A 26,336-nucleotide genomic window follows, 5' to 3' on the forward strand; every position below is an offset into this window, starting at 1 on the left:
TTACGGGTGTAGGTCGGCAGCTAACCGTTTATGCAAAATTGGGGGCGTTTATGGATTCGACGGGGATTGTACGAGCGCGGGTTGCGGGTAGCAGGGAGTCGTCTGCTTCATCAACGCTAAAGCCTATTAAACGGCAAACAACAAACAAACTACGCTTTCGCAGCCTAAGAAACTGTGTGCGTGCTTCTACCCAGCATCGTCCATGTGACTGGAATAGGGGCTAACAAGTAGTGGAATACGCTGTCTCATCTCCGCCTGCGGTGAGCTGAAGAAGACAATCAGGCTGACCCAACGTATAGCCGGTTACGGGGCGATACTCGGGTGACATCAAAACTGTGACTACACCCGTAGAAGCCTGTGTGGCGTGATCTTCGGACAGGGGTTCAAATCCCCTCGCCTCCACCAACCATGTGAGAGAGTACCGTGTTAGGTACTCTCTTTCTTTATGTTCAGGATTTTTATGGGGGTTTGTGGCGGTTAGAAAGCCTTGATACCATTGAGCTTTCGGCCGTCGATGTTGCTAAATAGCATGACAGTCTCTCACGGGGTACATAGATAAACACAACCTATGTGAGTGTGTTTGACATTGGTAGATTATGTAATGGATTCATGATAACCTAGATAGTAAAGAATTATATAGGGTGGGATTGATAGTGAATGATAAGAAAAAATTGATTACACCATTATCATCAGCTTTAGTCCAGGCACAGATAAAACAGATGGGAGTGGCATCTTCTCTTGCTTCTATAGAACTCCAATCCTCATTAGACCCGTTTAGAAAAATAATGAAAATGAACGCATTTTCTATTACCGCAGCTTCTATATCTGTGCCGTTTCAGCTTCAACAATCAATATTTAATCTACAGGATCAGATGAAGAGCTTATCAGGAATATACTCTGTTACAAAAGACATGCGAAAACTATTCCCCATGATTGACACAACTCCATTCAGACATTTGGAGCGAATTATTCAAATGGAGATAGTCATGAAAAGTAGCTTTTCTAGTTTATCAGAAACGATGAAGTTACCCTCGATTATCTTAAGAGACAGCCTTGCATCTATGGTAGCAATGATAAAAACTTATGAACTCAGACCTAATATAGCTTTAGAAGTAACAAAGCTTCCTCAAGCATATGCAAGTTATTCTGAAAGACAAATAAACAGGCTAGTAAGAATTGAAGATAAAAGACATCCTCTTATTGATGTTATAGAAGATACATTAGAATCTGCTAGTACAATGATTGAAGATAGCACGTTGTTAGTTGAGGGTATTGCGTGGGGAAATATTTCTGATACCAATGATGATATTGATGCGAACTATTCTACGTTTAATCTTTTTCCGTCATTAAATAGTCATTTAGCACCTTTTTATGCGGGCAGGATTAGCACTTCTGATTTCGATATAAATAATACACTACCTGTTGTTATACACAAACTTGGTTGTAGGTTGATTGAACTCATTTGTAACATTAATGAAATCCATCAAGCAGCTCATGGAGTAGCTCTGTTTACATTGACGCAAAAAATGATGATGGGTTTCCTAAAGATCCCAAATACAATTTCTTCCAATGAAATGCTCTTTGCTGATATAGTAGACCATCTATACTTTATGTTATACGAAGGTTCAGGAGATGCAAAAAGATTAGTGGGACTAACAAATAATGATGATTTGCTGTTACCACTTTGGAATTTGAAGCATCTCAGACTGAACTTCAGACATGATGTAGAGCATGGAAAAGATATATCAAAAAAGTTGATGCAAGGTGGAGCAGTATTCAAGAATCTCATTGGCCAACCTCGACCTAGAAACACTAGTGAGTGGAAACAGGCGCAGTTAAAAATATATGAACATCTGGGGAGCATGCTGAGTAGTATTCTAATGCGATTGATCTAATGAGAGAGGGGAGACTTTACTCCCCTCTACTTTCTATTTATTCATATCCCAGTCAGCATTAATGTTCTTTTGATACAGCACAATATCATGAAGTTTGATTTGAAATACGACATGCACCGTCTTAGTTTCACGCTGAATAATGATTCTCGATACATACTTACCGACAAGCTGATTCAAGAGTTCTGGATTTGGCACCTCATCATCCAGCAATCTAATCAATTGTTTTAACTCATTCTGAATTAATTGCAATTCAGCAATCTCAAGGCTCACAGGTTTGTACCCATTAAAGGCTATTGAGTGTTCTGATTCCTTTTCGTCCAATTCAATCTTCATTTCTTGGAGTAGCTCGTTATAGAAGGATTTAGCGAGGCCAGAATCGATATCTGCTTGCATTGATTGGATTTTGTTCCTAAGGAAGTGTATTTCCTTCTCCAATATGGATATCTCGGCTTGAGCCTGTTTGTGTTCCTCGTTGTGATGTTTACTGATCTCATCCTCTAGTTGATCATTCAAAGTAAGTCGTAGTAATGTGGTACGGAGCTTGTTTGTTACTATTCTTTCGATAGTCTCTTTTCGCCAACTAGTGTATTCACAAAATTCCTTTCCCTTCCGCATATAGCCTCCGCACAAATAGTAACGCTGACCACCATACTTGCGTGTTGTCGATGTGGAGTGTCCCAGCATCTTGGAACCGCATTTGTCACAAAAGAAGAAGCTTCGCAACCAGAATGGGGAGTTGGACTTCACTTGGAATGGATTATGGGCTACCCCGCCACCATTATTACGCGCCTTAGTTCTCTCCTGGCATAGATTGAATAATTCTTCTGTGATAATCGAAGGATGGGCATTTTCAGTAATTACCCACTCCGAACGATCCTTCCACTTCTTTCCCTTCACCTGATAATCTTGCTTATTCCAAATCTTGCGTCCGATATAAGACTCATTGAATATGATGGCTCGGATGGTGCTGGCCGACCATTGACCTCCTTTCTGCGTCGGTACTCCTTTCTCGTTTAGGTTGCTAGAGATCTTCTTGTATCCAGCATTCTCGTAGGCATATTGGTTGAATATCCAACGAATGATGTCGATTTCTTCTCTTGGACCGAGTACCCATACTGCCTTTGTTTTTTGTGCGCCGAACGCAATGTGTTCGGTCCGATAGCCATATGGGGGAGTTCCGCCATTGCCGTATCCCTGCTTGGCGTTCTGTGTCATACCCTTACGAACTTCAGTTGCGAGGTTTGCGTTGAAGAACTCAGACATGACCTCTAGCATACCTTCTAGGAGCTTGTCTTGAGGCATATCTTTGTCGGTCTGTTCGGTTACGGATATGACTTTAACGCCGACTTGGGCAAGCAGGGCTTTGTAGATAACATGGTCATCACGCTTCCTTGAGAAGCGATCAAACTTATGTACGAGTATCGCTTCAAATGGTCGGTTACTGCGCTTGGCAAGAGCGATCATCTTCTGGAACTCCTCACGATCATCAGTTTTTGCTGACTTACCTTTTTCGATGAATTCACTGACGATGATGTGTCCGCGCTCTTGGCAGTATTGCTGGATGGCTTTGACTTGCGCTGGGATGGAAAGCTCCTTCTCGGCTTGGCGGTCTGATGATACGCGTGCATAGATTGCTACTTTCATTGATGAACATCTCCTCGTATAGTCGTTTTTGGGCATAAAAAAAACAGGTAAACCGCTTGGGCATACCTGCGTGGAACAACATTATGAATTGAATCAGCTCATGCATTCTGCTTGCGCGATTGCAATTCCTTTTGAGCCGAATCCCATAACTTCTTATCAATAATTGCTGCTTGGCTACCTTTTGTGATAATCCATTCGCCTTGTGGTCTATTGCGACCATTCACCTCTGACTTCTTATTCCATACCCGATGACCGAGATAAGCTTCGTTACCAAGCATAGCTAAGATGGTTGAAGGGAGCCATTTGCGGCCAATTGGAATGTTCAGTTCGTTGAGTATACGGGCAATCTTCTTGCCACCCAAACCTTTTGCCGCCAAGCTAAATATCTGTTTGATAATTTTCACCTCCTCATCTGGACCTAATTCATAATTCACCTTACTGCCTGTCCTAACTAGCCGATAACCGAATGGAGCGCGGCCGCCGCAGTGGAATCCCTGTATGGCGTTCTCCTTCATTCCTTTGAGCGTTTCATGCTTGAGATTGACGTTGTAGAATTCAGAGATGACCTCAAGCATCCCTTCCAATAGCATTCCATGCGGTGTATCTGACTCTGTAGGCTCTGTGGCGGAGATAACGGTGATACCCAGCTTCTTAAGCAATGCTTTATAGATGGTGTGATCAGCTCTACTGCGGCTGAATCGGTCGAACTTATGCACGAGGATGGCTTGGAATTCTCTGTTTGGTTTTTGCGCCGCACCGATCATTCGTAAGAAATCAGGTCTTTCATCCGTCTTGGCAGATCTGGCTTCATCTAAGTATTCATCGATGATCTGCCATCCACGCTCGGATGCATAGGTGTCTAGAGCCTCTCTTTGAGCTGGAATGGACAATTGGCGTTCTGCTTGCTGTTCGGATGATACTCGAAGGTAAATAACTACTTTCATTTGGGGCTACTCCTCTCAATTGTGAATTACGGGTTATTGCCGTCTATCCTCCTTCCTTTGTTCCAGCGCATCTCACCGCTGGTTTATTCGCTGTAGAGCATTAGAAAACGCAAAAAAGCCCGAATCCAGCAAGGGACTCAGGCAGTTGTAGAATCTATATAAATGCCATTACGGCAAGGTATTATGATAAATCATTACCTTTCAATTGAGGAGTTCACTTCCTCGATAAATTCCTCGTATTCCAGAACGCGTATTTCCAATATTTATTCCATATCATCGTAGATTACGCATACATGATCTAACTTAAAACATTATTCTGCTGGGATCTCTATAAAATCATCATTATATCATTCCACATCTCATCTTTTGATCCATCTAATATAATATCGAATTGATAAGGCTTTATTTTTTTCTTTGGGGTAAATTCATCAATCAAACAAGAAAGATAGTCCTTGTTTTCATGCAAGAGTTCATAATCATAATCATAATTATTATAAGTTATTAATTCAAAATCGTAGCGCAAGAGTGTACTATCAATACCGATGATGCAAGGTGTCTTTATTTCGCATTTGTTAACCATTCTTGCTAACGTTTTCTGACCAGTCGCTAAAAGTTCCCTAACAATCTGTTTTTGGATTTGTTCCAGTTCCTTTTCATTAAGTAGTCTCTTGTCGGCTAATGAATAAACTTTCACTGACACAGCTTAGCCCCCCCTTTTTTATCCTAGTAAATCCAACGGATGTTGACCATGTTGTACCCATGCATAATTTAAGATTTGGTTGAACAATTTATTAACGTGTGTTTGATCAAAGAATATCCATCCATTAATATGCTTACCTGTTTTTAAATCTAGAGTGCTGTCAATTGCATTGAATTGAGGAGCATGTCGATGTGTCCGCTTACTCTTCCTAAATTGAACGGCCCGCTTGGTCAATATGAAGCATGAGACATTATAGATCTGTCCCCCTAAACCGACTCGAACATCAACGCCCAACTCCACATCGTGATATGCAGAATAAGCCACTGAAGAGAATATATTCGATTCCTTTGCTAGTGAATAGAAGTGAATTTCACGAGCTAAGGATGGATATGATCTTAAAACCCTAGCCATCACACCCGTTTGATCGAAATTGTGTATTACTGAATCATGGACTCGCATGTAATGCTCAAGAAATTCAGATTGTGTTGGGAAGCGACGGAAGGTACAAATATAGGCCCACAATGAGTTCATCATGTTTGGAAAGCCAAATGCGTATTCCACTGAATCGTCTTTAATCTCAATGAAGCGGGGAGGGTGGGAACAGACGATCTGTTCTATTTGTAGTGAAGATAAATCTACGCCTTTTGTTAAGTCGATCATTGGTCACCTGATTGTGTTGATTTTGCTTTTAATAGTAAGAAGGCGTCACGCGCTCGCTTGTTCCATTCATTCCTTGCTACCATATGTTGAATCTCTTGATCAATACGCTTATCGAGTTCTTCTATGTCATTAGCAGTAGCTTTAATTAATCTCTTGCTTTTTGTCTCATTGTAATCGTTTGCTTCGTTGGTCCTTCTCGTTACACGGATTGTGACTTCAACTTCGTAGTGTGGTGCGAATATATCTAGTTCATCGGACTTTATGTGTAATGATTCTTTTCCTAAAATGAATTGTTTTGGAGAACCTTCGTAATAATCGTCAGAAAACACTTCAATTGGAACGCCATAAAAATTAGCTAATACTGAAATCGTCATTGCTCTTGGTTCTGCTCCCTGTTCCTCTAGGAAATGAAGACCTTGATATGTTATTCCGTTGCATTTCTCTGCAACCCTTTTCTTTGTGTATTCCTTTGGGCAAATACCATTCAGTAGTTCCCTAATGGTCTTTAATCGTTGAGCGTTGTTCATTCTAGACAACTGTTCTAGTTCGTTAATATGGATTAATCTTCCGCCATTCATATCAATCACCTCGTATTTATTATATCACAATTTAGAATTAAAATAAATGACCATAAATATAAATATAGTTCTTGATTTAATTATTCGGACAGAGTATACTCATTATAGAAACACGACATCAGCTCGATGCAGTAAGAGGCACCAGACGGAATAACCGCAGGTGACCTAGACAGTATGAGCAGCAAGAGGGGATTTACGGAACCAACTCAGGCGCTTCACAAGAACGGGGCCCATCTTATCAAACCCCTCAAATCCAGTAAGGAGGAGACAGGAATGACGAGATCGGTACTAAGGAATAAACTGGAGAGCGGCCTAAACGCGATCCCAGCTCATCATCCGAGGGCTAGAGACGTCTATGCTATGGATAACCTGCAAGAAGCTGCCCTGAAGGTAATCGCTAATAAAGGAATACACGGTTCCGATCATGTCACCGTAGCGATGTTGAAATCCAATCTCGACGAATACCTTACCATGTTACAGCAGGATCTCGTTACGGGAAGTTACACGCCTAAGCCAACAAAGAAGGTTAACATTCCTAAAGGTGATAACGAGTACAGAACACTGATGATACCCACGGTCATAGATAGAGTAGCACAACAAGCGGTGCTAAACATTGTAGAACCTCCATTCGAAAACATGTTCATGAACTGCAGCTATGGATTTAGGAGTAGAAGGGGGCCGCACGATGCAATCAAACAGGTCCTCCAATACATTGGAGAGGGTTATCACTGGGTGGTCAAAGGGGATATTAGCAATTATTTCAACACGATTCCCCACGATAAACTCATGGCAAAGGTAGATACAGTTATCAAGGATGAGAATATCCTTTGTCTCATAGAGAAAATGTTAGGTGGGTATGACATTCCCTTAAACGGTGAATGCTTGGAGGGTTTAGCGCAAGGCAGCGTCATTAGTCCCCTTCTTGCGAACATCTACCTTCATGAGTTCGACAAGTACATGCTCTCAGCTGGAGCTAACCTTGTAAGGTATGCAGATGATTACGTTATTCTATTTAAGAATGAGGATGAGGCGCGGGCATGTTCACTAATTAGTCAGTCCTTCCTCACCAATCAGCTAAGTCTTCAGTCCAAGGATAAGGATGGTCACGGCGGCGTCACCCACTTGAGTGGAGGTTTCAACTTCCTAGGCTATACGTTCTATAAAGAAGGTATCAAACCTTCTAACAAAACGCCTATTAAACTCCTATCAGGAATGGAGTTGAAACTTAGGAAGAATTTCGGAATCCATCAGAAGGGTAGCCTCGCGCTGGAAGAGGTAGTCATTCTTATCAACCCCATCATTAGGGGTTGGGCGAATTACTACTGTAAAGGAAACGGTGCCAAAATCTTTAGGAATGCAGATGTAATGGTCAGAAACAAGGTAAGGGAATGGATCAAGTGGACACCTCGGCCCCTACCAAATCAAGTGCTAACCGATGCTGGACTTATATCATTACGTGAGGAGTTCCACAGATTGGCACGATAAGTTTCAGAGATACTATGCAGCTCATGTAGAGGTGCAAAGAAGACACGGGGACTATGAACGTTGTCACTTGACACAAATTACATATTAGAACCAATCGTTCTAGTTACCAAGATGAAGGAAAGCCATTACCCTGCGAGGCAGTAGCAAACCGTTCGCGCACGCCATCTAACAACCAACGTCCACCGTTAGCAGTTTGTGCCTACCAGTCACAGATATCGGGGTATAATGGTTGCCACGACGGGCGGGGGAAAACCCTTCCCTTTGCTATATAGATAGAAGCAGAACAGGTAGACAAGAGAACCCACAATAGATGCTAAGTAGCTATTAGTACCTATTGTGGCTTTAAGAAGCTACTTCAAGCATAGATATTAACTATCCTGAGTTGAGCTCCTTACACCACTGCGAAGTTACTTTAGTGCATAGGTAATACTAAGTAATACTAAGTAAGATACATTGGAATATATATAGAGGGACTAGTCTTTAGGCGACTAGTCCCTTGCTATGTAGTGATATAGACCACAGTTACAAGCGTGGGGTTTATTTATCCCATGGATGATGCACATAGGATGAGTTTAGCAGAACCCCTCACTTTGCAAGTTATTATAATGTATAGTAACGAATCAGCTGGGCTTAGCTACTTTTATTTATAACTTGCAATCAGAGGGGGGGGAGCAGACAGTAACGATTCAGCACATACAATAGGAGGAACATAGATGGATACCGTTACATTGAATCATGAGCAGTACCTTAGCTTTACGGGGTGGAGTGACAGCCACTGTATGAAGCAGACAGTTACAGATAGAGTAGGCAAGTTAAAGAAGATGGGTGCGCAGTCCGTCACTGTACAGGGTAAAGGTAAGAGTGCTCAGTACATTATCTGTATACCATCTGGATTCTGGAGGATGCTACTTATAGATGGTATGAATTATTCTCTCATCGGTGCTGAGTACATCAATATGTTGCTGGATGGCAAAGACAGGCTGAATACAGCAGAAGGGATCCTAGTTAAGTTCGGTAGTGAGATGTATGCTGAATTAGCTACACAGTTTGGTGCGAAGTACGAGGCGGTAGAAGCTACATGTATTCGCATACGTAACTATCTGAGTGAGTGTGACTATATATGCCTGAAAGTACAGAGTGCGGAGAAGACGCACCGAGTCAAGAAGGTACTGGATAAGAGCTGGGTGACTGGAACCGAGGCACTCCTGTACGATAAGCAAGCGCGTGAACACTGGTACCGCTTCTTCCATGAGAAGCTAAGTGTCTACAAAGAGATCGAGCCCAGCGCCACTGAGGTGCCCGCGAAGCTGATTTACAAAGAGAGGCATGCGTTGTACAGCTTCGGAATGAAGGAGAAGCTGGATGTAGACTACTACCGAGTGGCGAAGAAAACGTTCACGACAGATAACATGAGTGCAGACATTAACTACGCTCGTCACCACTTCCTACAGACGCTGAATCTATCCGAGGTACGAGCTACCCTGCTTGAACGTCAATGCAACTACCGAGCACTTAAGATTCGTCAGAAGGAACAGGCATTAGTAATGAAAGCAAATATGGATGCTGATCAGCCTACGAAGGAAGAGCTAGCAGCAAAGCGTAAGGCGATGCACCTTATAGAGCTACAGAGAGAGATAGGATGGAAGCCTCCAACACAAGAGCAAATTGAGCGTACCCAACAAGCCGTGGACGCTATCTTTGCAGAATTCGATACTAGGGAGGATGAATAGACGATGGAGAAGTTAGCTGAGTTTGGGATGCCGTAGGCAGAAGGCAGCGATGCGATAGCGGGCTGCCTAACCTTAGCCGAAGGTGAGGGGGATATAGCTTCTCCCACTAGGGGTGAACAATGAAAACATTGATTTGCAGCAAGTAGTAGAGTTATGAAAAGTCCTTATGTGGCACGGGTTTTACACCACATCTAAGATTATTCCAAGGCGTCTATGTGTAATTATTACGATTAAAGCATATTATAGAGTCATGCACACTTCTTATATAATGCCACAGAGATATTCATCATTTGAAGTTTATTAGTAGCCTGCCGAACTCCTCCCATGTATATTCCTAGCCATCAATAACAAGCAAAGTGGTGCTGTTCAGGCTAAGGATCTATGTTATCCTCCCAACGACGATATTTCCTTTAATGGTCAGATAGTTTCTTCCTTGAAATATTTCCTGACCAATGTACATCATGGACAATTGCTCCTTTACCTTACGGTTTAATCTCTTATAAAGCTCCACCTGATTACATTCATGTTCCCCCAGTACGGCGAAATGGTATCCAGACTCGTTGTCTTCCATTACTTCTATAGCATCCAATCCAATCCCAGTGGGATAGATCGTACGACGAATGTTGAATTGATGTACAATGACATCCGTGTCATGTATACTTATTGCTTTGGTCCAAACAGGGTCTAATTATATCCCCATAATGTCAGCCATTCACGATTATGACATTCACTACAAATGATTTCCTTGGTTATGTTGTCAGTAAGGATTATGATTTCATTGTCGGATACATCGTTTTGGCATCTTTTGCAACGGGTATGTGTCATTTTCCTAACCTCTCTAAATTATATCCTACTGGAAGGGGAGACAACATTTCATTCCTCCCCAACCATTGTTTGGTGTTGCAGGTCAATCCACCTGAGCGCCGCCGAAAGTGCTATTAATTCTTCCTGTAGTTTTCCGTGGCTTCGTCAATCGTATATTGATCAAGAACAGAACGCATGATCGATTCCAGTTCCAGCAATTCTTGCTGTTTCATACCGAGTTTCTTACAGGCTATAAGCGCATATCCGATGCAAGCTGCGTTATTCATGGGTATATTCCTCCGATTATTTTAATGGGGCATGGCAGAGTTCCTCATGCCAAAATCAGTGATATAAGATGACTTCATATGAGTGATCTGTTAGCCGAGCGACACGATAAGGGCACTTCAATCCGTCAAACATCTGAGATAAGTAGCGGATTACCTCCTCCGCATAAGCTGAATCAGTGTCTTCGATTATGACACTTTGATTGCTGTCATTTAATAGATGGGTGAGTGCCTCATTAACCTCATGTAATATCATTTTCTTGTGGTCAGCACCTACTGGTTTTAAATCTTGTAGAACTCTCTGAATGTCAGCGGCTTGATCTCTGCCATCACATAATGCATCATAGATAGACTTGTACTGCTCGCAGGTAATCTCTTGGAACCCATGATTACCTTTCATATATGGGATGTAATCGCCTGGAATAAGATCGTTGATAAGAGCCAGGTGATTACCGACAAAACCTAGGATATAAATCCAACCGATCTTATAACCACGAACACAAATGTAATAACGATCATATGAGTTCGATGGATTATCATAATCAATCAATGAAAATAGCATGTTTTGGCCTCCTATTTGAGTAAATATGAGAGGGAGTCATGATTCGACTCCTCGTTGGTACTACATCAATCCCTTTTCTTTAAGAGACACAAAGCGTTGATGTCCTGTGACGATGTGGTCAAGCACTTCAATTCCAATGAGAGTGCCCGCCTCTACTAAACGTTTTGTTAAAGAAATATCCTCTGGACTTGGAGTAGGATCGCCACTCGGGTGATTATGGGCGCACACAATACTGGCTGATGAGCGCTTGCAGGCCTCTCTAAAAACTATCATTGGATGCACAATTGAAGCGTTTAGACTCCCTTGAGACAGGGTTTCAACTGCAATGATATGGTTCTTAGTGTTAAGAAAGATTACTTTAAAAAATTCCTGCTGTAGGTACTCCAATTCGTCTCTCAGAAGGTCGTAAATGTCCTGAGGTGACCTTATTATTGTAGGTGCTTGTCTAGGTGTATTAAGCATCTTGGCGAGCCGTAATGAAGCGAGGAGCTGGTTTGCCTTTGCCCTACCAATTCCTTTGATCTCCATCAATTCATGCTCTGAAGCTTGAAGCAGTTCGTGCGGTGAGGAGAAGCGTTTAAATATCTCTTCGATAGTGTAGCTTCCTGGTTTTTCACAAAGAGAAGCAGCTAATAGGTTCTTATATGAATACATTTTCGTCATGGTTAGTTACCTCCAAATGGTTTAATGGAATATGAAATAGAGGAGCAACCGAAGCTACTCCCCATTGAATAGGTATAGATATTGGGTTATTATTGAATCGAAGTAGTGTTACGTGCGGTCGCTTTCGCAGAGCGGCCGTTTATCTCTATGATCTGCATTTCCGTGCTTACGAGCAGTGCCAGGCAACGGATATACTGAATCCTCTGATGTGCTCGAATTGATGCTTTGCCGTTTAGACGCTTCTTGACCTGTTGTAGCGCCTCTTTGCGTTCTTGTAATTGCTTCAGCATTGCGTGTTAAACCCCCTTAGTTGGCTCGATTTTGACGCTCAATATGCCGTTCTAACTGCTTTGGATAGTGCTTGGAAAAATAATAGCGCACATACCGAGTAGCCAGTTCCTCATCGATTTTCCATTGACGAAGGAAGTAAGCTTTAAGCACTTGTGCCGCCATAATAAGCTGATTCTGCATTACAAGCTGACGAAGCAGTACTGTCATCTCGTTAGCAATTAGTTGTGTTTTCTCCATATTGGGCAACCTCACAATCCTCTGTAATCTTTTCTTCCCATTCCATCATTTTGCGAATTATTTCATGCAAATCGCTATCGAATGGATAGTTCATCGCAAGCAGATCAGAATAATCTACTTCCAGTCGCTCGAATTCCCTACTTAACAGAATTAACGCACTAGTTGCTACTATCAATTTTAATTTAAAATCTTTGATGATAATCTCCTCCTTGTTGGCGGTGATCTCACTCCGCCGAATATCCCTGTCAAACAAAAAGAGCTCTGAATCCGTTGATGGCGGACACAGAGCTACTTCGGTCTAAATGGATTATTTAGGAACAGCCTTCGTTCTCGATTTGTCATTTCATCAAGATTGATTTCTGACCATTTTTTCTTACGAATCTGTTCTCTCAATCGCTGTTCCGCGACTGTACGAAAGGGGCTTCCATGGTGTTGAATCCAATGTGTGACTTGTTCATCAATAACCCAATGAATATGAGGTATACCTTGAAGATCAATCTGACATAGCTTATGCACCAAATCTTTGAGAAAATAGGATTTAGTATTCAATAAACCCATATCGAATAAATTAACTTTGGTACCTCGATAGCTGATATACTCCTTGACGACTAAACCCCATCCCTTGACCACAGCGTTTCCGCAATGCGTTTCTTTCCCAATGACTAATGATGGGACAAAGTATTCCTTACTGTCATAGTAGCCTATAAACTCGTAATAGCTAACCTTGCCGTACTCATCCGTTCTGACAAACGGACTGGTCTTTCTGAATACCTGTTTCTTTTGCAGGGAGATCACCCTTTCTCGCTATTCTTTTCCCTCAGGCTCAATCCCTAATTGTCTTCTTGAGATTTCCTTTCTTAGTTGCTCAATGAATTCATCATCAAGCTTTAATTCCAGAGCCATCTTATACGATTGCAGTAAGAATCCATCAGAAATTATCATGTCTAGTTCACCTCCTTTTTAGGGTTCATCTCACATTCCCCATTTTTTATCGCTGTCATGTCATTGAACACAAAAAGACCCGCAGTCTATCCTTTCGGATAAACGCGGGTCAGATTCCACAATGTTGCTATTCGTCTTTCCAATCAAAAACCAAGTCTAGCAGTTGAAGCGCCTTTTTTTGATCCTCAATGCTTCTGTTCTGTAGTCTGCTGATAATCTGGTCGAGGGTGCTATCAAACCTTCCACCTGCGACAGGCTGTATAAGATGAAAGAATTCCTCAAGAGTTACGCCTAGAGCACTTGTGACCTTTTCTAGACTTTCCAGAGTAATCTGGTGTTCAGCGCGTTCTAACTTTCCAATGTATGTAAAGTGCAGACCTGACGAATTGGCAAGTTCCTCTTGGCTCCATCGCTTTTGCTTTCTAATATCCCGTATTTTATTTCCGACAATCTCCATTAGGTTATTCATAACATCACCCCTAATGGTAAAGATAGTGCAGAGAATCAACATAACCAAGATTATGAATGGATTAATTTGATCGAAATATACCGTATATAGATAGTTTGTGGTATAAATATATACAGTGCGTGACTTTGGTGATAGTCTGGAAGAACTACCAATCTGTGGAGAAAGGATGCTATAGTAGGCCTTTATTTTACATAAACGATATAGATCAATCTGAATGATATAAACATCAACACATATTCTGTTCGTGCTTGCACCTTTAGCTTATTTTATTACTTATAGGAGGAAAAAGTATGTTCGCAGGAATCGCCTCAGGTATAGTCTTTCTAGTGGTAGCACCACTAATCGTCTGGGTCATCAATAGTTTGTCTAAGGAAAAGAGTGCCTCTGACAGTTCTTCAGCAGGATCTTTTTTGGGAGGCTGCCTAATTGCCGTAGTAATCATTGTAGTAATAATACTAATGCTTGTTGTCTTATTGTTAAGAGGTTTATAGGGATTGGTTTATGGTTTGGAAGGCAATCAATTGGAGGACACCTATTCAAACCGAAATGTAATTCATGAGAATAGAGCGGGTGGCCACTTTGAAAGCTAAGCGTTCTTTTTATTACATAATACTTGGGCCTGGGAAAATTTAATAATTCGAGTCCACTATAGAAAAATGGTAAATATTTCAATTTTAATAGGGCTGTATATTCGAATTGTTAGACATATCTTGAAACGGTTTGTGCTTGGGATTCTCATTGTCTCCAGTAGGAAGGCAGTGATGATAGCATTTACTTAGGCTTACGTTATCTCAGGGGGAGAGTTTTGCTTCTGTCACTGAACAGGCAGGGCAACTAGATCTAAATTAAGCATAGGCACTTATAGGTGTCATCCCTCTTCAACGAATACGTTTATAAAACCACTAAGTAAATCAAAGAGATTACGGGTAATATGCTCTGCTTACTGGCAGTGCTGAGATTAAATAGAGGAGGAACTCTTGTGAAAAAAATTATTATTTGGTCTTCAATAGCAATTATTTTTTTTATAGGAAATATAGCGCATGCCAGCGGAATATTTTCTTCAGGAAAAGGGTACTTCAATGGATATGATGCAAAAGCAGTCCAACCAACAGCCCACAATTGGGAGGGTAATACTCGATTTAAAGGCAAGGACAATCTGAAAGTGAAGTGGGAGTTAGATGCTTCCATTAATACCCCTTTTGTTATTGGATCGAAAGGCGAAATCTACTATGTACATGACACTCATTATGGGGACCGCCCCAACAAAAACAATTTTTATCGTGTAGATGCTAATGGAAAGATCATATGGAAAAAAGAAATAAAGAACATCCTTAGAAATGCTCCATTTATTGATTCCAAAGGAAACATTTACGTCACTAGTAATAGCAACATTCATGCTTATAATAGCGATGGTAAGCTAAAGTGGACTTCGGAACCTTTATCACGTATCTTGACTCCCCCTGTAATTGGTAAGGATGGAACGATGTATACTATCTCAGAGATTAATTATAATAATTACAAACTTATAGCCATCAATTCTAAGGGTAAAGTAATATGGACTAAAAAAATTATTGATGGGGGCAATCCTGCAATAGGTAATGATGGAACCATATATATTATGGGACGATTCGGAGATATCCCTGGATTGTACGCATTAAATTCAGATGGTTCCGAAAAATGGAATCGTCCAATGCATATTGATCAGAAACATACTCCATTACTAGGCGCTGATGGTACCATCTACATCGAAGATGATAAAGGGTCATATACCTATTTACTGGCATTGGACAAAAGTGGAAAAGACAAATGGTCTTTTAAAATAGAACATATTGATTCAAACATATCTCAACCTGTAAGAGGCAAAGACGGCACGATCTACTTTGGCACAGATAAAAGTCAATTATTTGCGGTATCCTCAGCTGGTAAGCAAGTGTGGGAGTTGCTTTTCAATGAATATTCAGAGTTCGAGTTTAATACTCCACTTGTTGATGCAAATAATCGCATTTATTTAACCACACCAGGGGATAGGAATAATATCAACTCTGCAATGTATGTAGTACATCCTAAAGGTAAGGTGATGTACAAATTAGAGTCCCATAGACATTCCCAATTCAACACTCCTGTTGCAATTGGACCTGATGGTACAATCTATGTTGCCGAAACAACAATTACCGCATTTGAAAAGAAATTATACGCTTTAGGGAAGTAAGTGAATAATATGAGCTACTCTTAAGCAGGAAATGGAATGAGTGCAAGTAGTCTTTTCCTATTTACAATGATTAAATACATTGTGATCACTTGCATGCTCACGAACGTGTGATTACGTACGGAAACAAAAGGTAACGACAAACAGACCGTTGCTCGAAAACCCGAACCACAGCAGGTTTTTGGGTGCTTCGGTTCATGGCAGGACATAGTGTACACCACACTGGCAGCGATGAGGTCAGTAACAAATGACGTGGTAGCATACCTCTAATAACACTTGGAAATCAAGGGAGACACTCGGAAATAAACAATGCCAAAAGCCTTATAGGAGTAGGCTCCTGAGCATTGCAAATTACATAAGGATACCTCAAGGGCTACATTGGAAGGGTAGATTTAAATTATATAGTTTGAGGATATCACAGACCAACGAGTTGGCGGCTACCATAGCCAATATCAATCAACAGTAATCTTCAACATGTACATCCGCAATTTGGTAGAAAGCTATGTTCGTGATGATGGTACATGGGTACGGGGATATTGGCGAGATGGCAACGTGACCCTCTAACAACATTGTCTGATGGAGAAGGTGGTGGATACATGCGCTCTAATCCTGACAACAACCCATTAAACAATTTGAAGAAGGAGACGTACTTAATGAAGAAGCTGCTAGTCGTACTTGCTCTTGTTCTTTTTCTCGCTGGTTGTAACAACAATGAACCAAATGGGGAATCAGAAGCTCCAATGAATACTAATGTGACCGAGACAATAGTTGTCCCTACCGCCGACCCAGTCAAGCAAATGACGGAACAAGATGTTGCTTTACGCATAAATGAAGTAAGTTCCAAGTTTACTGAATCGTTCGGCATTGAATCATCAACGCTGGCTGAGCCGCTTAAGTACGACATAACGAATGATGGCAAAGAAGAGATAGTATTGTACACGAAGAAGCAGTTTAATGACGGACTGGATAAATACTACATTGGTGTATATTCACTTCAAGATGGTTCAAAATTGTTTACAGAGCAATATGAGGCAAGCGACGAAGTGGCTGTCGCGCCAATCTCTAATCCTACATTCCGTAATGCACTTGCCGTAATCAGAATTTATGTAGGTGCCTCGGCGGCGTCCTATACTGCTGAAACATTCGCTTTTCAGAATGACACTCTTGTATCAGTTTCCAGTGTCAGTGCTGAGATCGAGGGGCCAGACCTGGAGAACATACTAACTGATACAGATTTGGACGGATACCAGGAATTCAAAGGTTACGGATATGATGACGGTCCAGGATCTGATCGACTTTCACGTGCAGATGGTGTGACAGATGAGGTTGTATATAAATGGGATACATCAGAAGAAACCTATGTCTCAGTAATATACGGTGAAGATGGTATTGCCGATGATCAACGTAACGCTGTAGAGGAATTATCAAAAGAGAAAGCCGCTCAGATTCTTAAAGCAGCACACGATGTGCAGTTGAATTGGGTTGAACCGATTGAACTGGAGGAAGATGTTCACAAGTTATTAAGACCTTTCTTTTCGAATAACTTCATATATGAATTCATACAGTCTGGGGCTAGGTACGATGAAGGCTATGTACCAATATACAGTTTGTATGAGGATTATACCTGGTTGATTCCTGAGTATACCGCAAATGCAATTGAGCTAAGCATATCAGAGGATGGTATATACGCCGATGTATCTCAAAACATTGAGCGTGATTCCGAGGAAGGAACTTACACGGTACAGGCGGTTACTCAATTAGTGAAAACGAAGTACGGCTGGAAAGTGGATAGATTCTTTTACAAGGAATAGAAACTGATAAACACATACGAGGACGTCTAAATGTAGTAGTGACTATAATTATTTTCTTTTTCCAAGATTAAGAGGGGAATTGCGTAGAAACGATAGATTCAACTCAACTAGATTTCGTATTGAATAGTATTTGCAAGGCCGATAAGATTTATTAAAAATTCAAACCTTGATGAAAATAGTAATATCTAAACATCAATAATTTTAGTGGAGGAAAGTAATATGCGTTGTACAAGTTGTAGAGAAGAAATATTAGATTATTCAAAGTATTGTTCTTCATGCGGCATTTCTTTGCAAAAGATAAACGGTGGATTGTATATCAATGAAGAAGAGTATTTAAAGGTTGTAAGGGTGAATCGTTGGGTAATGATTTTGAACGACATTATGTCAAGGAGTGCAAAATTAAATGGTAAAGGATCAATAGCCATACATATAGCTTTAAATATTATATTCTTATACTTAGTGTTTAATCTGATAGGAAGAGTAGAATACAATCATTTAAATGGCCATTTCGATAATTATTCTGGTTCGATTGTTGCGATAGCTGTCGTTTATGTGATTTTATTTTTAAGTTTCTTAGGGACAGGTACGTTATGGATAGGAGTAACATTTATTATTAGTGTTTGGTCCTTTTTTATGTTTAAAGACATGCATGCGTTAATGACTGAATTTTATTCACACGTAGAAGGTGAATATGGAATAAAAGCAATAATTGAGCGCGGACTATTTGAAGAATCAAGAAGTTTTTATGTAGGGTCTATCACTTTATGTATATTTAATTTCTTGTTACTATTTGCAGTATATCCACTGAAAAGAAAGATGCGTATGGGGAATGTACAAGGAATCCAAAAAGATCAAAAACCACTGATCAATGGTTAGACGATATCATTTGATTCGAGATTCAGCCAGTCATGCTTCAATGTATGAGTTTCACAGTTTGAGTGAGAATAAGAATAATCTAACGTATGAATCTGATTTTAATACTGAGACTATGAAGAGATAGTGAGAGCGCCTATGCGGCGCTTTTCTTTTGCCCCAATTAAATCATACGTTCGAACAAAGATTATCATTAGCTGATCATACAATCTCACTGTGCCGATGCATACCAACAGTTCCAACTACTCACAAAATTGGAACTGTAATATATGCTATAATTGATTGAAATACGAATTAGCTTTGAAGGAGAAATAAGAATGCCATCATTGGACTGGATAGGAAAAAAGGCTGTTTCAAACTACCATAATGAAATACCATTCAGACTGTTGGAAGATGTATCGGAATTGTCCGTTGGCAATCGCAACAGCGGCAACGTTTTAATCGAAGGTGACAATATACAGGCCTTAAAGGCTCTACTGCCATATTACGCTGGTCAAGTTAAGTGTATATATATAGACCCACCATATAATACTGGGAATGAGAATTGGGTATACAACGATAACATTAACAATAGCGAGATTAAAGAATGGCTTGGACAAGTTGTTGGTAAAGAGTTTGAGGACCTAACACGACATGATAAATGGTTATGTATGATCTATCCAAGATTAATGTTGTTGAAGGAGTTTCTGCGAGAAGACGGATTGATTTTTGTTAGTATAGATGAAAACGAGTTTAGATATTTAAGGCTGCTTATGGATGAAATCTTCGGTCCAACAAATCATATTGAAACGATTATTTGGAAAAAGAGTTACGGCGGGGGATCAAAGTCCAAGCATATTGTTAACAGTCATGAGTATATTCTTTGCTTTGCGAAACACATTGATAAGATACCAGCATTGGAGTTGCCCTCAGATGAAGGTGCGCTGAAATACTATAAGTTTAAGGATTCTAAATACGAGGTCCGAGGTCCATATAGATTACAACCGCTAGCAACTAACAGTATGGATGAGCGACCTAATTTGAGGTATCCCATATCTTTTAATGATGAAGAAATTTGGCCAGAGAAGCAATGGCAGTGGTCTAGAGAACGAGTTGAGCAAGCATTGAGTAACGATGATCTTGTGCTTACTAAGAAAAAAGACAAATGGACTGTTTCTTACAAACAGTATCTAAAAGATGAAGATGGAAAAACCAGAGTGAGAAAACCGTACTCTATTATTGAAGGAATATATACACAACAGGGTACCAACGAGATTAAGGAGATATTTGGGGATGGGAAGTTCTTTAATTTCCCTAAGCCTAGCAAATTATTGTATGAACTAATTCAGATGTGTACAGATGATAATGATCTCGTTCTTGATTGTTTTGCTGGCTCAGGAACTACAGGTCATGCGTTATTGTCATTGAATAGGGATTGTCAAAGCCAAAGAAAATTTATAATGATTGAAATGGACCCACATATTTGCAGGAATATTACTGCTGAGCGGATTAAACATGTTATTAAGAAAGATAGCAACACCGAGAATCATCAACAAGACGGGCTGGATACTGGATTTGACTATCGAAAGTTGGGCGAACCAATATTTGACTCAAATGGTCAGGTCAATCAGAGTATTTCTTTCAATGATTTGGCAAGATTTTTGTATTATAGTGAGACTAGAACCCCGTTAGAAAATAATGGTCTAATAGCTCCACCGCTAATTGGTATAGCAAATGGCATCGCTATTTATTTGCTTTACTCTAATGATGATATAAATGCTAGTATGCTGACATTAGACATATTGGGCAAACTCCCTCCATTCGATGGACAGAGGGTGATTTATGCTAAAGGTTGTTTACTAAGTGAGGCACGGCTTAAAGAAGAGGGAATTGTGTTCAAACAAATCCCTTATGAAGTGAAGGTGAACTGATATGCTCATATTGAAGGACTACCAACAACGTGTACTGGATTCGTTAAAGTCTTACTTCCTAGAATGCACAGATATTGGGGATGCAGATCAAGCATTTTATAAGATAACAAGAGACACTCTAGGAGTAGGCATCCCCTATGTACCTGTAGCGGGATTAGGAAATATGCCGTATATTTGCCTCAGGATACCAACAGGCGGCGGGAAAACCCTATTAGCTGCTCATTCAGTAGGTATTGCAAGTAGTTATTTGCTACAAGCTGATCGTTCGGTTGTATTATGGTTAGTTCCATCTAATTCTATAAAAGATCAAACCATTAAAGCTCTGAGGAATAAGTCCCATCCATATAGACAAGTGCTTGATACAAGATTTAGTGCTGTATCCGTTTATGATGTTACAGAAGCATTACATTTAAGTAGATCCTCCCTGGATAATAGTACAACAATTATTGTTTCAACAATGCAAGCCTTTAGAGTGGAGGATACTTATGGAAGAAAGGTATACGAATCTAATGGCACGTTGTTGGAACACTTTACGGGGATTTCTAACGAACTAATTGAAACATTGGAAACTGATGAGAACAGAAATTATAAGAAATCACTTGCTAATGTACTCAGGCTCCGTAGACCGATTGTAATTGTTGACGAAGCTCATAATGCCCGTACATCGTTATCATTTGAAACATTGTCAAGATTTGATCCTTCTTGCATCATAGAGTTTACTGCTACGCCAGCCTTAAAGGAAAACTCTAGTAATGTTCTTCTAAGCGTATCTGCTGCAGAATTAAAAGCAGAACAGATGATAAAAATACCAATTATATTAGAAACTAAGACTAATTGGAAAGAGCTCCTCTCAAATGTAATTGCACGAAGGAACAACTTAGAATTGATTTCGAAGTTGGAACAACAAGATACTAATGAATATATAAGACCGATTGTATTAATACAAGCACAACCAAACCGAAAGGGGCAAGAAACTCTTACACCTGAGATTATTAAAAAATGTTTAATTGACGATCATAAGGTGTCAGAGCATGAAATAGCCATCGAAACGGGTACTAAAAGAGAACTTGAGGAAGTTGACTTGTATAGTAAGACTTGTGCTGTGCGTTACGTCATTACTGTCCAGGCATTAAGAGAAGGATGGGACTGCCCATTTGCTTATATATTATTTTCAGTGGCAGAAATGAGTTCTCCTACAGCAGTAGAACAACTCGTGGGTAGGATTATGAGGCTGCCTAATGCAAAGAGGAAAAAGCGAAAAGAGCTCAATCAAGCATATGCATATGTAACATCACAAAACTTCTTTACAGCAGCGAATGCATTAACTGATGCGCTAATCCAAAACGGGTTTGATAAGCAAGAAGCAAAACAGTTCATTAAGGAACAGGGATTCATTCAAGAAGAGTTGGAGTTAGGTAATGTATCAGAAACTCTTGACCTCGAAAATTTATTCCAAGTTATAACGTTAGCAATAGACGAAGAACCGAAGACCGAGGGAGTTCCCCAAGAAATACTAAGTAGAATCACATACGACTCTGATTCTAAGACCATATCTTTTCATGGATCGATGGAACAAAATGAACGCTATGTCTTACAACAATGCTTTTCCTCTAAAGAAGCGAAGCAGGTAATCGACAATATTTATGAAAAATCTGTTCAAGACCTTACAAAAAAGCATAGTAGTCCTTCGGAATCAAGTATTAAATTTTCAGTCCCTGCTCTTTCAGTAAGACAAGGGAATCTGTTTGAGATTTTTGAAGAAACGCACTTTCTTAAATCGTTCTGGACCTTAAGGGAACATCTCGCCGAGCTTCCAGATTCGGAATACATCCAAGTAAATAATGTTGGACAGCGAGGTGAAATAACTGTTACTGAGGGTGGGAAGGTAGAGACAAGATTTATTACTGATTTACAACAACAAGTTATGGTTTTTAATACCGATCAATCGTGGACAGTTGCTGATCTTACGTTGTGGTTTGACCGTAATATACACCATCCTGATCTTCCATCTTCAGAAACAACAGTATTCATTTCAAGACTTATTCGTCATCTGATTGAAGTTAGAGATATTAGTTTAGAAAACCTAGTGCTTGATAAATACAGGCTACGGGTCTCTGTGAGCAACAAAATTGATAAATTACGTAATGTGGTAAGACAGTCAAGTTTTCAGCAGTGTCTATTTGATGAGATAGTGTCTCCTCTCGTGGTAACTCCTGATAAATGCTTTGATTTTGACCCATACAACTATCCATGTAGCACATACTACAAAGGGCATTACAAGTTCACGAAACATTATTATCCTCATGTAGGCGAGTTAGATGATAAAGGAGAAGAATTTGAATGCGCTCAATTTATTGATTCCTTGCCAGAGGTTAGATATTGGATAAGGAATTTATCTAAACGTAGGACATCGTTTTGGTTACAAACATCAACAGATAAATTCTATCCAGATTTTATTTGTCAGCTAAATAATGGCAGATACCTAGCAATTGAATATAAAGGCTCAGACCGATGGAGTGATGATGATTCTAAGGAGAAAAGAGATATCGGTCAGATATGGGAAGCAAGAAGTAATGGTCAATGTCTCTTTGTAATGCCTAAAGGAAAGGATTTAAACGCTGTAAAGGCTAAGCTCTTAGAAATTCAACTAGATCAAAAATGACCAAGAGACCAATAGTTTAAGTTAGATTGAAGGCCGTTATAGGCCTTTTTTCTTTTGTATACTATGGAGGTATTCGGGTGATTAAGTGCCTGTACCAATGAAATTCACTTAAAGATATTGGAGCAGAAGTTGGTAGAAGGATTCATTTAAGAGAAGTCATTTAGATGGTTGGGGCTTACGTTGAAAGCTTCTCGAAATTATATATGGTATGCAAATGACGTATAAAAGTAGTATTAAAGGGTGAAAATAATATAACAGGTCTGTTATTTTATAGAAGATTATAGTACTATCCTCTTATAACCTATTAAGGGGATGGAATCATTGTCAATACCTGCTTTCGATCAAAATGGGTTGCTCCCTGAAGGCGTCTATAGTTGTACCTTAGAGGATGTGCGCAGCATATTTACAGCAATTCCGAATATAAATACTAGAAAAGGGTTATTTGATCAATTGCTATTGTATGTAGAGCAAATAAAAAGAGCTAGAATCCCATGCAACCATTTGATAATCGATGGGAGCTATGTGACTTCGAAAGAGGAACCTTCGGATATCGATTTAGCTGTTGTTACACCTTATGATTATTGTCCAGAAACGTTTACGGATGACCATTATGCTGTGCTTCACCAAGAAACGGCTAAATTAAAGCATGGGTTTACCATTTTCCCTGTGTTTTATGAATCGAGTGGTCTAGATGAAATAAAAGAATTTCTTAAAGGGATGAAGCCTCCTGATCAGCATCTTAAAAAGGGTATATTGTGGGTGAGGATATGATTACTAATAAAAGTGAATATGATCATGTTTCTAAGCAATTAAAACATCTTGAAAATGTCCTTGCTGACTTAAGGATGCATCTTATACCTAAAAATCCTAAGATGTTTGACATTATGTCTAGTGGCTATATTCAGCAAATAAATCAATTTAGAAAAGAGATTGATTTTTACCTTGGAATTCAAGAGAGTAACGAAGCAGTAAGAAAATCAGATATTGTAATTCGATTACTAGGTCCTGAGATCGGTTTTGGAACTGCACCTATTAGTGTTGTTGCACATACTCTGGACGAGATTCGCAAAGGCTTCCAAGATATATACGCTTTTCTGATGGGATATCGATATAATCGGAAGCTCCCTATGGACATTCAGCATAGTTGTGATATGTCACTTACCGCCCTAATGGAAGGCAGTCTGCAGATAGCTCTTCAACGACCAATAGAACAAATGTCTATGTTTAAAGATAGTGAGGAATCGGATTTTAATAAAACAGCTCATCTCTTTTTAAAGGCAGCAAGCTGGGCAAGTGAAAGGGTTCCAGAAGAGGTTATTAAACAAGAGATGCCTGATGATGAACTTAGAGATGTAGTAATGAAAAGTGTATTAAGACTTGTTCCGAGTCAATCAAAAAAGCTAAATCAAGTACATCTTTATGGTCCACTCGTCAAAAAGAATATTTATCTCACAACATCCTCTAGGGATTATTTGGTTAATAATATTTCAAAGAAAAAGGATGAAGATATAATTTATACATTCATTGGACGAATCCGTGAAGTGGATTTGGATAAAGGATCATTTAGAATGAGAGAGATTCATGGTGATGGCAATACGGTTGAAGTTACTGGATATTGTAAAGACTTTTTACGCGATGACCTTAAGGAGGTCTTTGATGAAATAGCAGTAATAAAAGGCGTCTTACGTAGTGAAAGTACTTATACAAAGAGCCTAGATGTAAGATTCATTGAAAAGTTATAGAATGAAAATAATGATTTTACGGGGCGATACTCGGGTGACATCAAAACTGTGACTACACCCGTAGAAGCCTGTGTGGCGTGATCTTCGGACAGGGGTTCAAATCCCCTCGCCTCCACCAAACCATGAGAAACCCGACCGCATTAGGTCGGGTTTTTGCTTTATAAGTATTGAGAATTTTGATAAGATGTACATACGTTATAAAAGTAATAACAGTTATAAGGTATAACCTGTCGAAGGCCGATCATAATATAGGAAGGAGAATAAATATGAATGGTGTGATCAAAGTGTCAAATGATAGGCAGAGTGTGAAGCGTTATTCTCGCAAAATCGGAAGAATGGGCAACAGCTTGGGAGTAAGCTTGCCAAAAAGTCTGGCTGAAAAGTTGAATGTCTCACAAGGCGATGAGATTGAATTTCTTGAAAATGATCGTGGTGAAGTGGTATTGAAAAAGGTTCGGCAAGTTCAGCTCCCCGATAATGTAAGACCAGAAGTTCTTGAAGCGTTCTTTGACGTGTTTGAAGAAGATGAAGGTATCCTTGAGGATTTAAGGGATAGATGAAATGACAACATTCCTAACCAAAGAAGAGGTTATTTCTGCCCACTACTTCATGATGAAGAAAATGAACGACGCAGACCAAGCGGGTGTGAAGGATCACGGCCTACTGGAATCTGCGGTACATAGACCTCAGCAAAGTGTTTTTGGAGAAGATGCTTATCCAAATTTATTTGACAAAGCTGCTGCCCTACTAGAGTCTCTGGTGAAGAACCATTGCTTCCACAATGGCAATAAACGGACAGCCTATCTGGTTACAAAATCATTCCTTATGTTGAATCAAAAACATCTAAGAATGGAACGTATATACGCAGTGGAGTTTATCGTAGATATTGCAAAAGGAATTCATTCATTGGAGACTACTGCAAACATTTTGAAAGAACATTCTGTAGACAGATGATTCATAGGGGCGTCCTCCTGGGTGACATCAAAACTGTGACTACACCCGTAGAAGCCTGTGTGGCGTGATCTTCGGACAGGGGTTCAAATCCCCTCGCCTCCACCATGTAAATCCACAACCGCATGAGGTTGTGGATTTTGCTTTTCATCAGCGGCTCTGCGGTCTGTGGCCTGCTCAATCAGGTACATCAAGTAGTTGTAAGGATGCAGTCCGTTTTCCTATTGCATTGTTTGACTTAGACCTCTAATTTCTATTTTTTATCATTAAGTAGGGTTTTGGAGAAAAATGTC

The 26,336-nt window shown here is 39.9% G+C and carries 27 protein-coding genes and 1 other RNA gene; 13 read left to right on the forward strand and 15 right to left on the reverse strand.

Features of this window, described 5'->3' with window-relative positions; genetic code table 11:
* Window positions 1-40: 40 nt before the first annotated feature.
* Both ssrA and AC2TDN_RS19345 read left to right on the forward strand, forming a co-directional pair.
* Window positions 41-405: a transfer-messenger RNA gene (gene ssrA, locus AC2TDN_RS19340) on the forward strand.
* 248 nt (window positions 406-653) lie between these two features.
* Window positions 654-1,895 carry a hypothetical protein gene (locus AC2TDN_RS19345; RefSeq protein ID WP_484689815.1) on the forward strand — a complete coding sequence of 414 codons (1,242 nt, stop codon included), beginning with the start codon at window positions 654-656 and terminating at the stop codon, window positions 1,893-1,895.
* Window positions 1,896-1,928: 33 nt separating this feature from the next.
* Here AC2TDN_RS19345 and AC2TDN_RS19350 read toward each other — a convergent pair whose 3' ends face one another.
* The 5 genes from AC2TDN_RS19350 to AC2TDN_RS19370 all read right to left on the reverse strand — a co-directional run bounded on the left by AC2TDN_RS19350 (window position 1,929) and on the right by AC2TDN_RS19370 (window position 6,421).
* Window positions 1,929-3,539: a recombinase family protein gene (locus tag AC2TDN_RS19350; protein WP_484689817.1), complete on the reverse strand. Its 1,611-nt coding sequence runs from the start codon at window positions 3,537-3,539 to the stop codon at window positions 1,929-1,931.
* 98 nt (window positions 3,540-3,637) lie between these two features.
* The gene (locus tag AC2TDN_RS19355) at window positions 3,638-4,483 is read right to left on the reverse strand and encodes a recombinase family protein (RefSeq protein WP_484689819.1); all 846 of its coding nucleotides are present in this window, start codon (window positions 4,481-4,483) and stop codon (window positions 3,638-3,640) included.
* A 328-nt stretch (window positions 4,484-4,811) separates the two neighbouring features.
* Window positions 4,812-5,183, reverse strand: a complete 372-nt coding sequence (locus AC2TDN_RS19360) for a hypothetical protein (RefSeq protein WP_484689822.1) — start codon at window positions 5,181-5,183, stop codon at window positions 4,812-4,814.
* 18 nt (window positions 5,184-5,201) lie between these two features.
* Window positions 5,202-5,843 carry a hypothetical protein gene (locus tag AC2TDN_RS19365; RefSeq protein ID WP_484689824.1) on the reverse strand — a complete coding sequence of 214 codons (642 nt, stop codon included), beginning with the start codon at window positions 5,841-5,843 and terminating at the stop codon, window positions 5,202-5,204.
* Complete coding sequence (locus tag AC2TDN_RS19370) at window positions 5,840-6,421, reverse strand: hypothetical protein (RefSeq protein WP_484689825.1); 582 nt, start codon at window positions 6,419-6,421, stop codon at window positions 5,840-5,842. The genes AC2TDN_RS19365 and AC2TDN_RS19370 overlap by 4 nt, the downstream gene beginning before the upstream one ends.
* A gap of 273 nt (window positions 6,422-6,694) precedes the next feature.
* On the opposite strand from AC2TDN_RS19370, the gene ltrA reads away from it, so the two are divergent.
* Complete coding sequence (gene ltrA, locus AC2TDN_RS19375; protein WP_484689827.1) at window positions 6,695-7,906, forward strand: group II intron reverse transcriptase/maturase; 1,212 nt, start codon at window positions 6,695-6,697, stop codon at window positions 7,904-7,906.
* 902 nt (window positions 7,907-8,808) lie between these two features.
* Window positions 8,809-9,636 (forward strand): hypothetical protein, encoded by an 828-nt coding sequence (locus AC2TDN_RS19380; protein WP_484689829.1) that lies wholly within the window; start codon window positions 8,809-8,811, stop codon window positions 9,634-9,636.
* 379 nt (window positions 9,637-10,015) lie between these two features.
* Here the strand turns inward: AC2TDN_RS19380 and AC2TDN_RS19385 are convergent, their stop codons facing one another.
* From AC2TDN_RS19385 to AC2TDN_RS19430, 10 genes are all read right to left on the reverse strand, one after another.
* A complete protein-coding gene (locus AC2TDN_RS19385) occupies window positions 10,016-10,300 on the reverse strand; it encodes a DUF7686 domain-containing protein (RefSeq protein ID WP_484689879.1) in 285 nt (94 codons plus the stop codon).
* A gap of 20 nt (window positions 10,301-10,320) precedes the next feature.
* Window positions 10,321-10,461: a DUF7685 domain-containing protein gene (locus tag AC2TDN_RS19390; RefSeq protein ID WP_484689831.1), complete on the reverse strand. Its 141-nt coding sequence runs from the start codon at window positions 10,459-10,461 to the stop codon at window positions 10,321-10,323.
* A gap of 113 nt (window positions 10,462-10,574) precedes the next feature.
* The gene (locus AC2TDN_RS19395; RefSeq protein WP_484689832.1) at window positions 10,575-10,727 is read right to left on the reverse strand and encodes a hypothetical protein; all 153 of its coding nucleotides are present in this window, start codon (window positions 10,725-10,727) and stop codon (window positions 10,575-10,577) included.
* Between the two features lie 55 nt (window positions 10,728-10,782).
* Window positions 10,783-11,286: a hypothetical protein gene (locus tag AC2TDN_RS19400; RefSeq protein WP_484689834.1), complete on the reverse strand. Its 504-nt coding sequence runs from the start codon at window positions 11,284-11,286 to the stop codon at window positions 10,783-10,785.
* 60 nt (window positions 11,287-11,346) lie between these two features.
* Window positions 11,347-11,949, reverse strand: coding sequence for a RadC family protein (gene radC, locus AC2TDN_RS19405; RefSeq protein ID WP_484689836.1), 603 nt, complete (start codon window positions 11,947-11,949; stop codon window positions 11,347-11,349).
* An 89-nt stretch (window positions 11,950-12,038) separates the two neighbouring features.
* Window positions 12,039-12,239, reverse strand: a complete 201-nt coding sequence (locus AC2TDN_RS19410) for a hypothetical protein (RefSeq protein WP_484689838.1) — start codon at window positions 12,237-12,239, stop codon at window positions 12,039-12,041.
* A 16-nt stretch (window positions 12,240-12,255) separates the two neighbouring features.
* Complete coding sequence (locus AC2TDN_RS19415; RefSeq protein ID WP_484689840.1) at window positions 12,256-12,477, reverse strand: hypothetical protein; 222 nt, start codon at window positions 12,475-12,477, stop codon at window positions 12,256-12,258.
* 288 nt (window positions 12,478-12,765) lie between these two features.
* On the reverse strand, window positions 12,766-13,272 hold the full coding sequence (locus tag AC2TDN_RS19420; RefSeq protein ID WP_484689842.1) for a hypothetical protein: 507 nt from the start codon (window positions 13,270-13,272) through the stop codon (window positions 12,766-12,768).
* A gap of 9 nt (window positions 13,273-13,281) precedes the next feature.
* Window positions 13,282-13,419 (reverse strand): sporulation histidine kinase inhibitor Sda, encoded by a 138-nt coding sequence (gene sda / locus AC2TDN_RS19425; protein ID WP_484689844.1) that lies wholly within the window; start codon window positions 13,417-13,419, stop codon window positions 13,282-13,284.
* 127 nt (window positions 13,420-13,546) lie between these two features.
* Entirely contained in the window at window positions 13,547-13,888 is a 342-nt protein-coding gene (locus AC2TDN_RS19430; protein ID WP_484689845.1) for a helix-turn-helix domain-containing protein, read from the reverse strand.
* A gap of 979 nt (window positions 13,889-14,867) precedes the next feature.
* On the opposite strand from AC2TDN_RS19430, the gene AC2TDN_RS19435 reads away from it, so the two are divergent.
* From AC2TDN_RS19435 to AC2TDN_RS19475, 9 genes are all read left to right on the forward strand, one after another.
* Window positions 14,868-16,097: an outer membrane protein assembly factor BamB family protein gene (locus AC2TDN_RS19435; RefSeq protein ID WP_484689847.1), complete on the forward strand. Its 1,230-nt coding sequence runs from the start codon at window positions 14,868-14,870 to the stop codon at window positions 16,095-16,097.
* A 650-nt stretch (window positions 16,098-16,747) separates the two neighbouring features.
* The gene (locus AC2TDN_RS19440; protein ID WP_484689848.1) at window positions 16,748-17,905 is read left to right on the forward strand and encodes a hypothetical protein; all 1,158 of its coding nucleotides are present in this window, start codon (window positions 16,748-16,750) and stop codon (window positions 17,903-17,905) included.
* 219 nt (window positions 17,906-18,124) lie between these two features.
* On the forward strand, window positions 18,125-18,781 hold the full coding sequence (locus AC2TDN_RS19445) for a zinc ribbon domain-containing protein (RefSeq protein WP_484689850.1): 657 nt from the start codon (window positions 18,125-18,127) through the stop codon (window positions 18,779-18,781).
* Window positions 18,782-19,095: 314 nt separating this feature from the next.
* Window positions 19,096-20,688: a site-specific DNA-methyltransferase gene (locus AC2TDN_RS19450; RefSeq protein ID WP_484689852.1), complete on the forward strand. Its 1,593-nt coding sequence runs from the start codon at window positions 19,096-19,098 to the stop codon at window positions 20,686-20,688.
* 1 nt (window position 20,689) lies between these two features.
* Entirely contained in the window at window positions 20,690-23,350 is a 2,661-nt protein-coding gene (locus tag AC2TDN_RS19455; RefSeq protein WP_484689854.1) for a DEAD/DEAH box helicase, read from the forward strand.
* A 321-nt stretch (window positions 23,351-23,671) separates the two neighbouring features.
* Window positions 23,672-24,121 carry a DUF6932 family protein gene (locus AC2TDN_RS19460; protein ID WP_484689855.1) on the forward strand — a complete coding sequence of 150 codons (450 nt, stop codon included), beginning with the start codon at window positions 23,672-23,674 and terminating at the stop codon, window positions 24,119-24,121.
* Window positions 24,106-25,092, forward strand: coding sequence for a hypothetical protein (locus AC2TDN_RS19465; RefSeq protein WP_484689857.1), 987 nt, complete (start codon window positions 24,106-24,108; stop codon window positions 25,090-25,092). The genes AC2TDN_RS19460 and AC2TDN_RS19465 overlap by 16 nt, the downstream gene beginning before the upstream one ends.
* A gap of 266 nt (window positions 25,093-25,358) precedes the next feature.
* Window positions 25,359-25,652, forward strand: coding sequence for an AbrB/MazE/SpoVT family DNA-binding domain-containing protein (locus AC2TDN_RS19470; protein WP_482067978.1), 294 nt, complete (start codon window positions 25,359-25,361; stop codon window positions 25,650-25,652).
* Window position 25,653: 1 nt separating this feature from the next.
* The gene (locus tag AC2TDN_RS19475; protein WP_484689858.1) at window positions 25,654-26,046 is read left to right on the forward strand and encodes a type II toxin-antitoxin system death-on-curing family toxin; all 393 of its coding nucleotides are present in this window, start codon (window positions 25,654-25,656) and stop codon (window positions 26,044-26,046) included.
* Window positions 26,047-26,336 lie beyond the last annotated feature (290 nt).

The organism is Paenibacillus sp. Y660 (assembly GCF_057221575.1).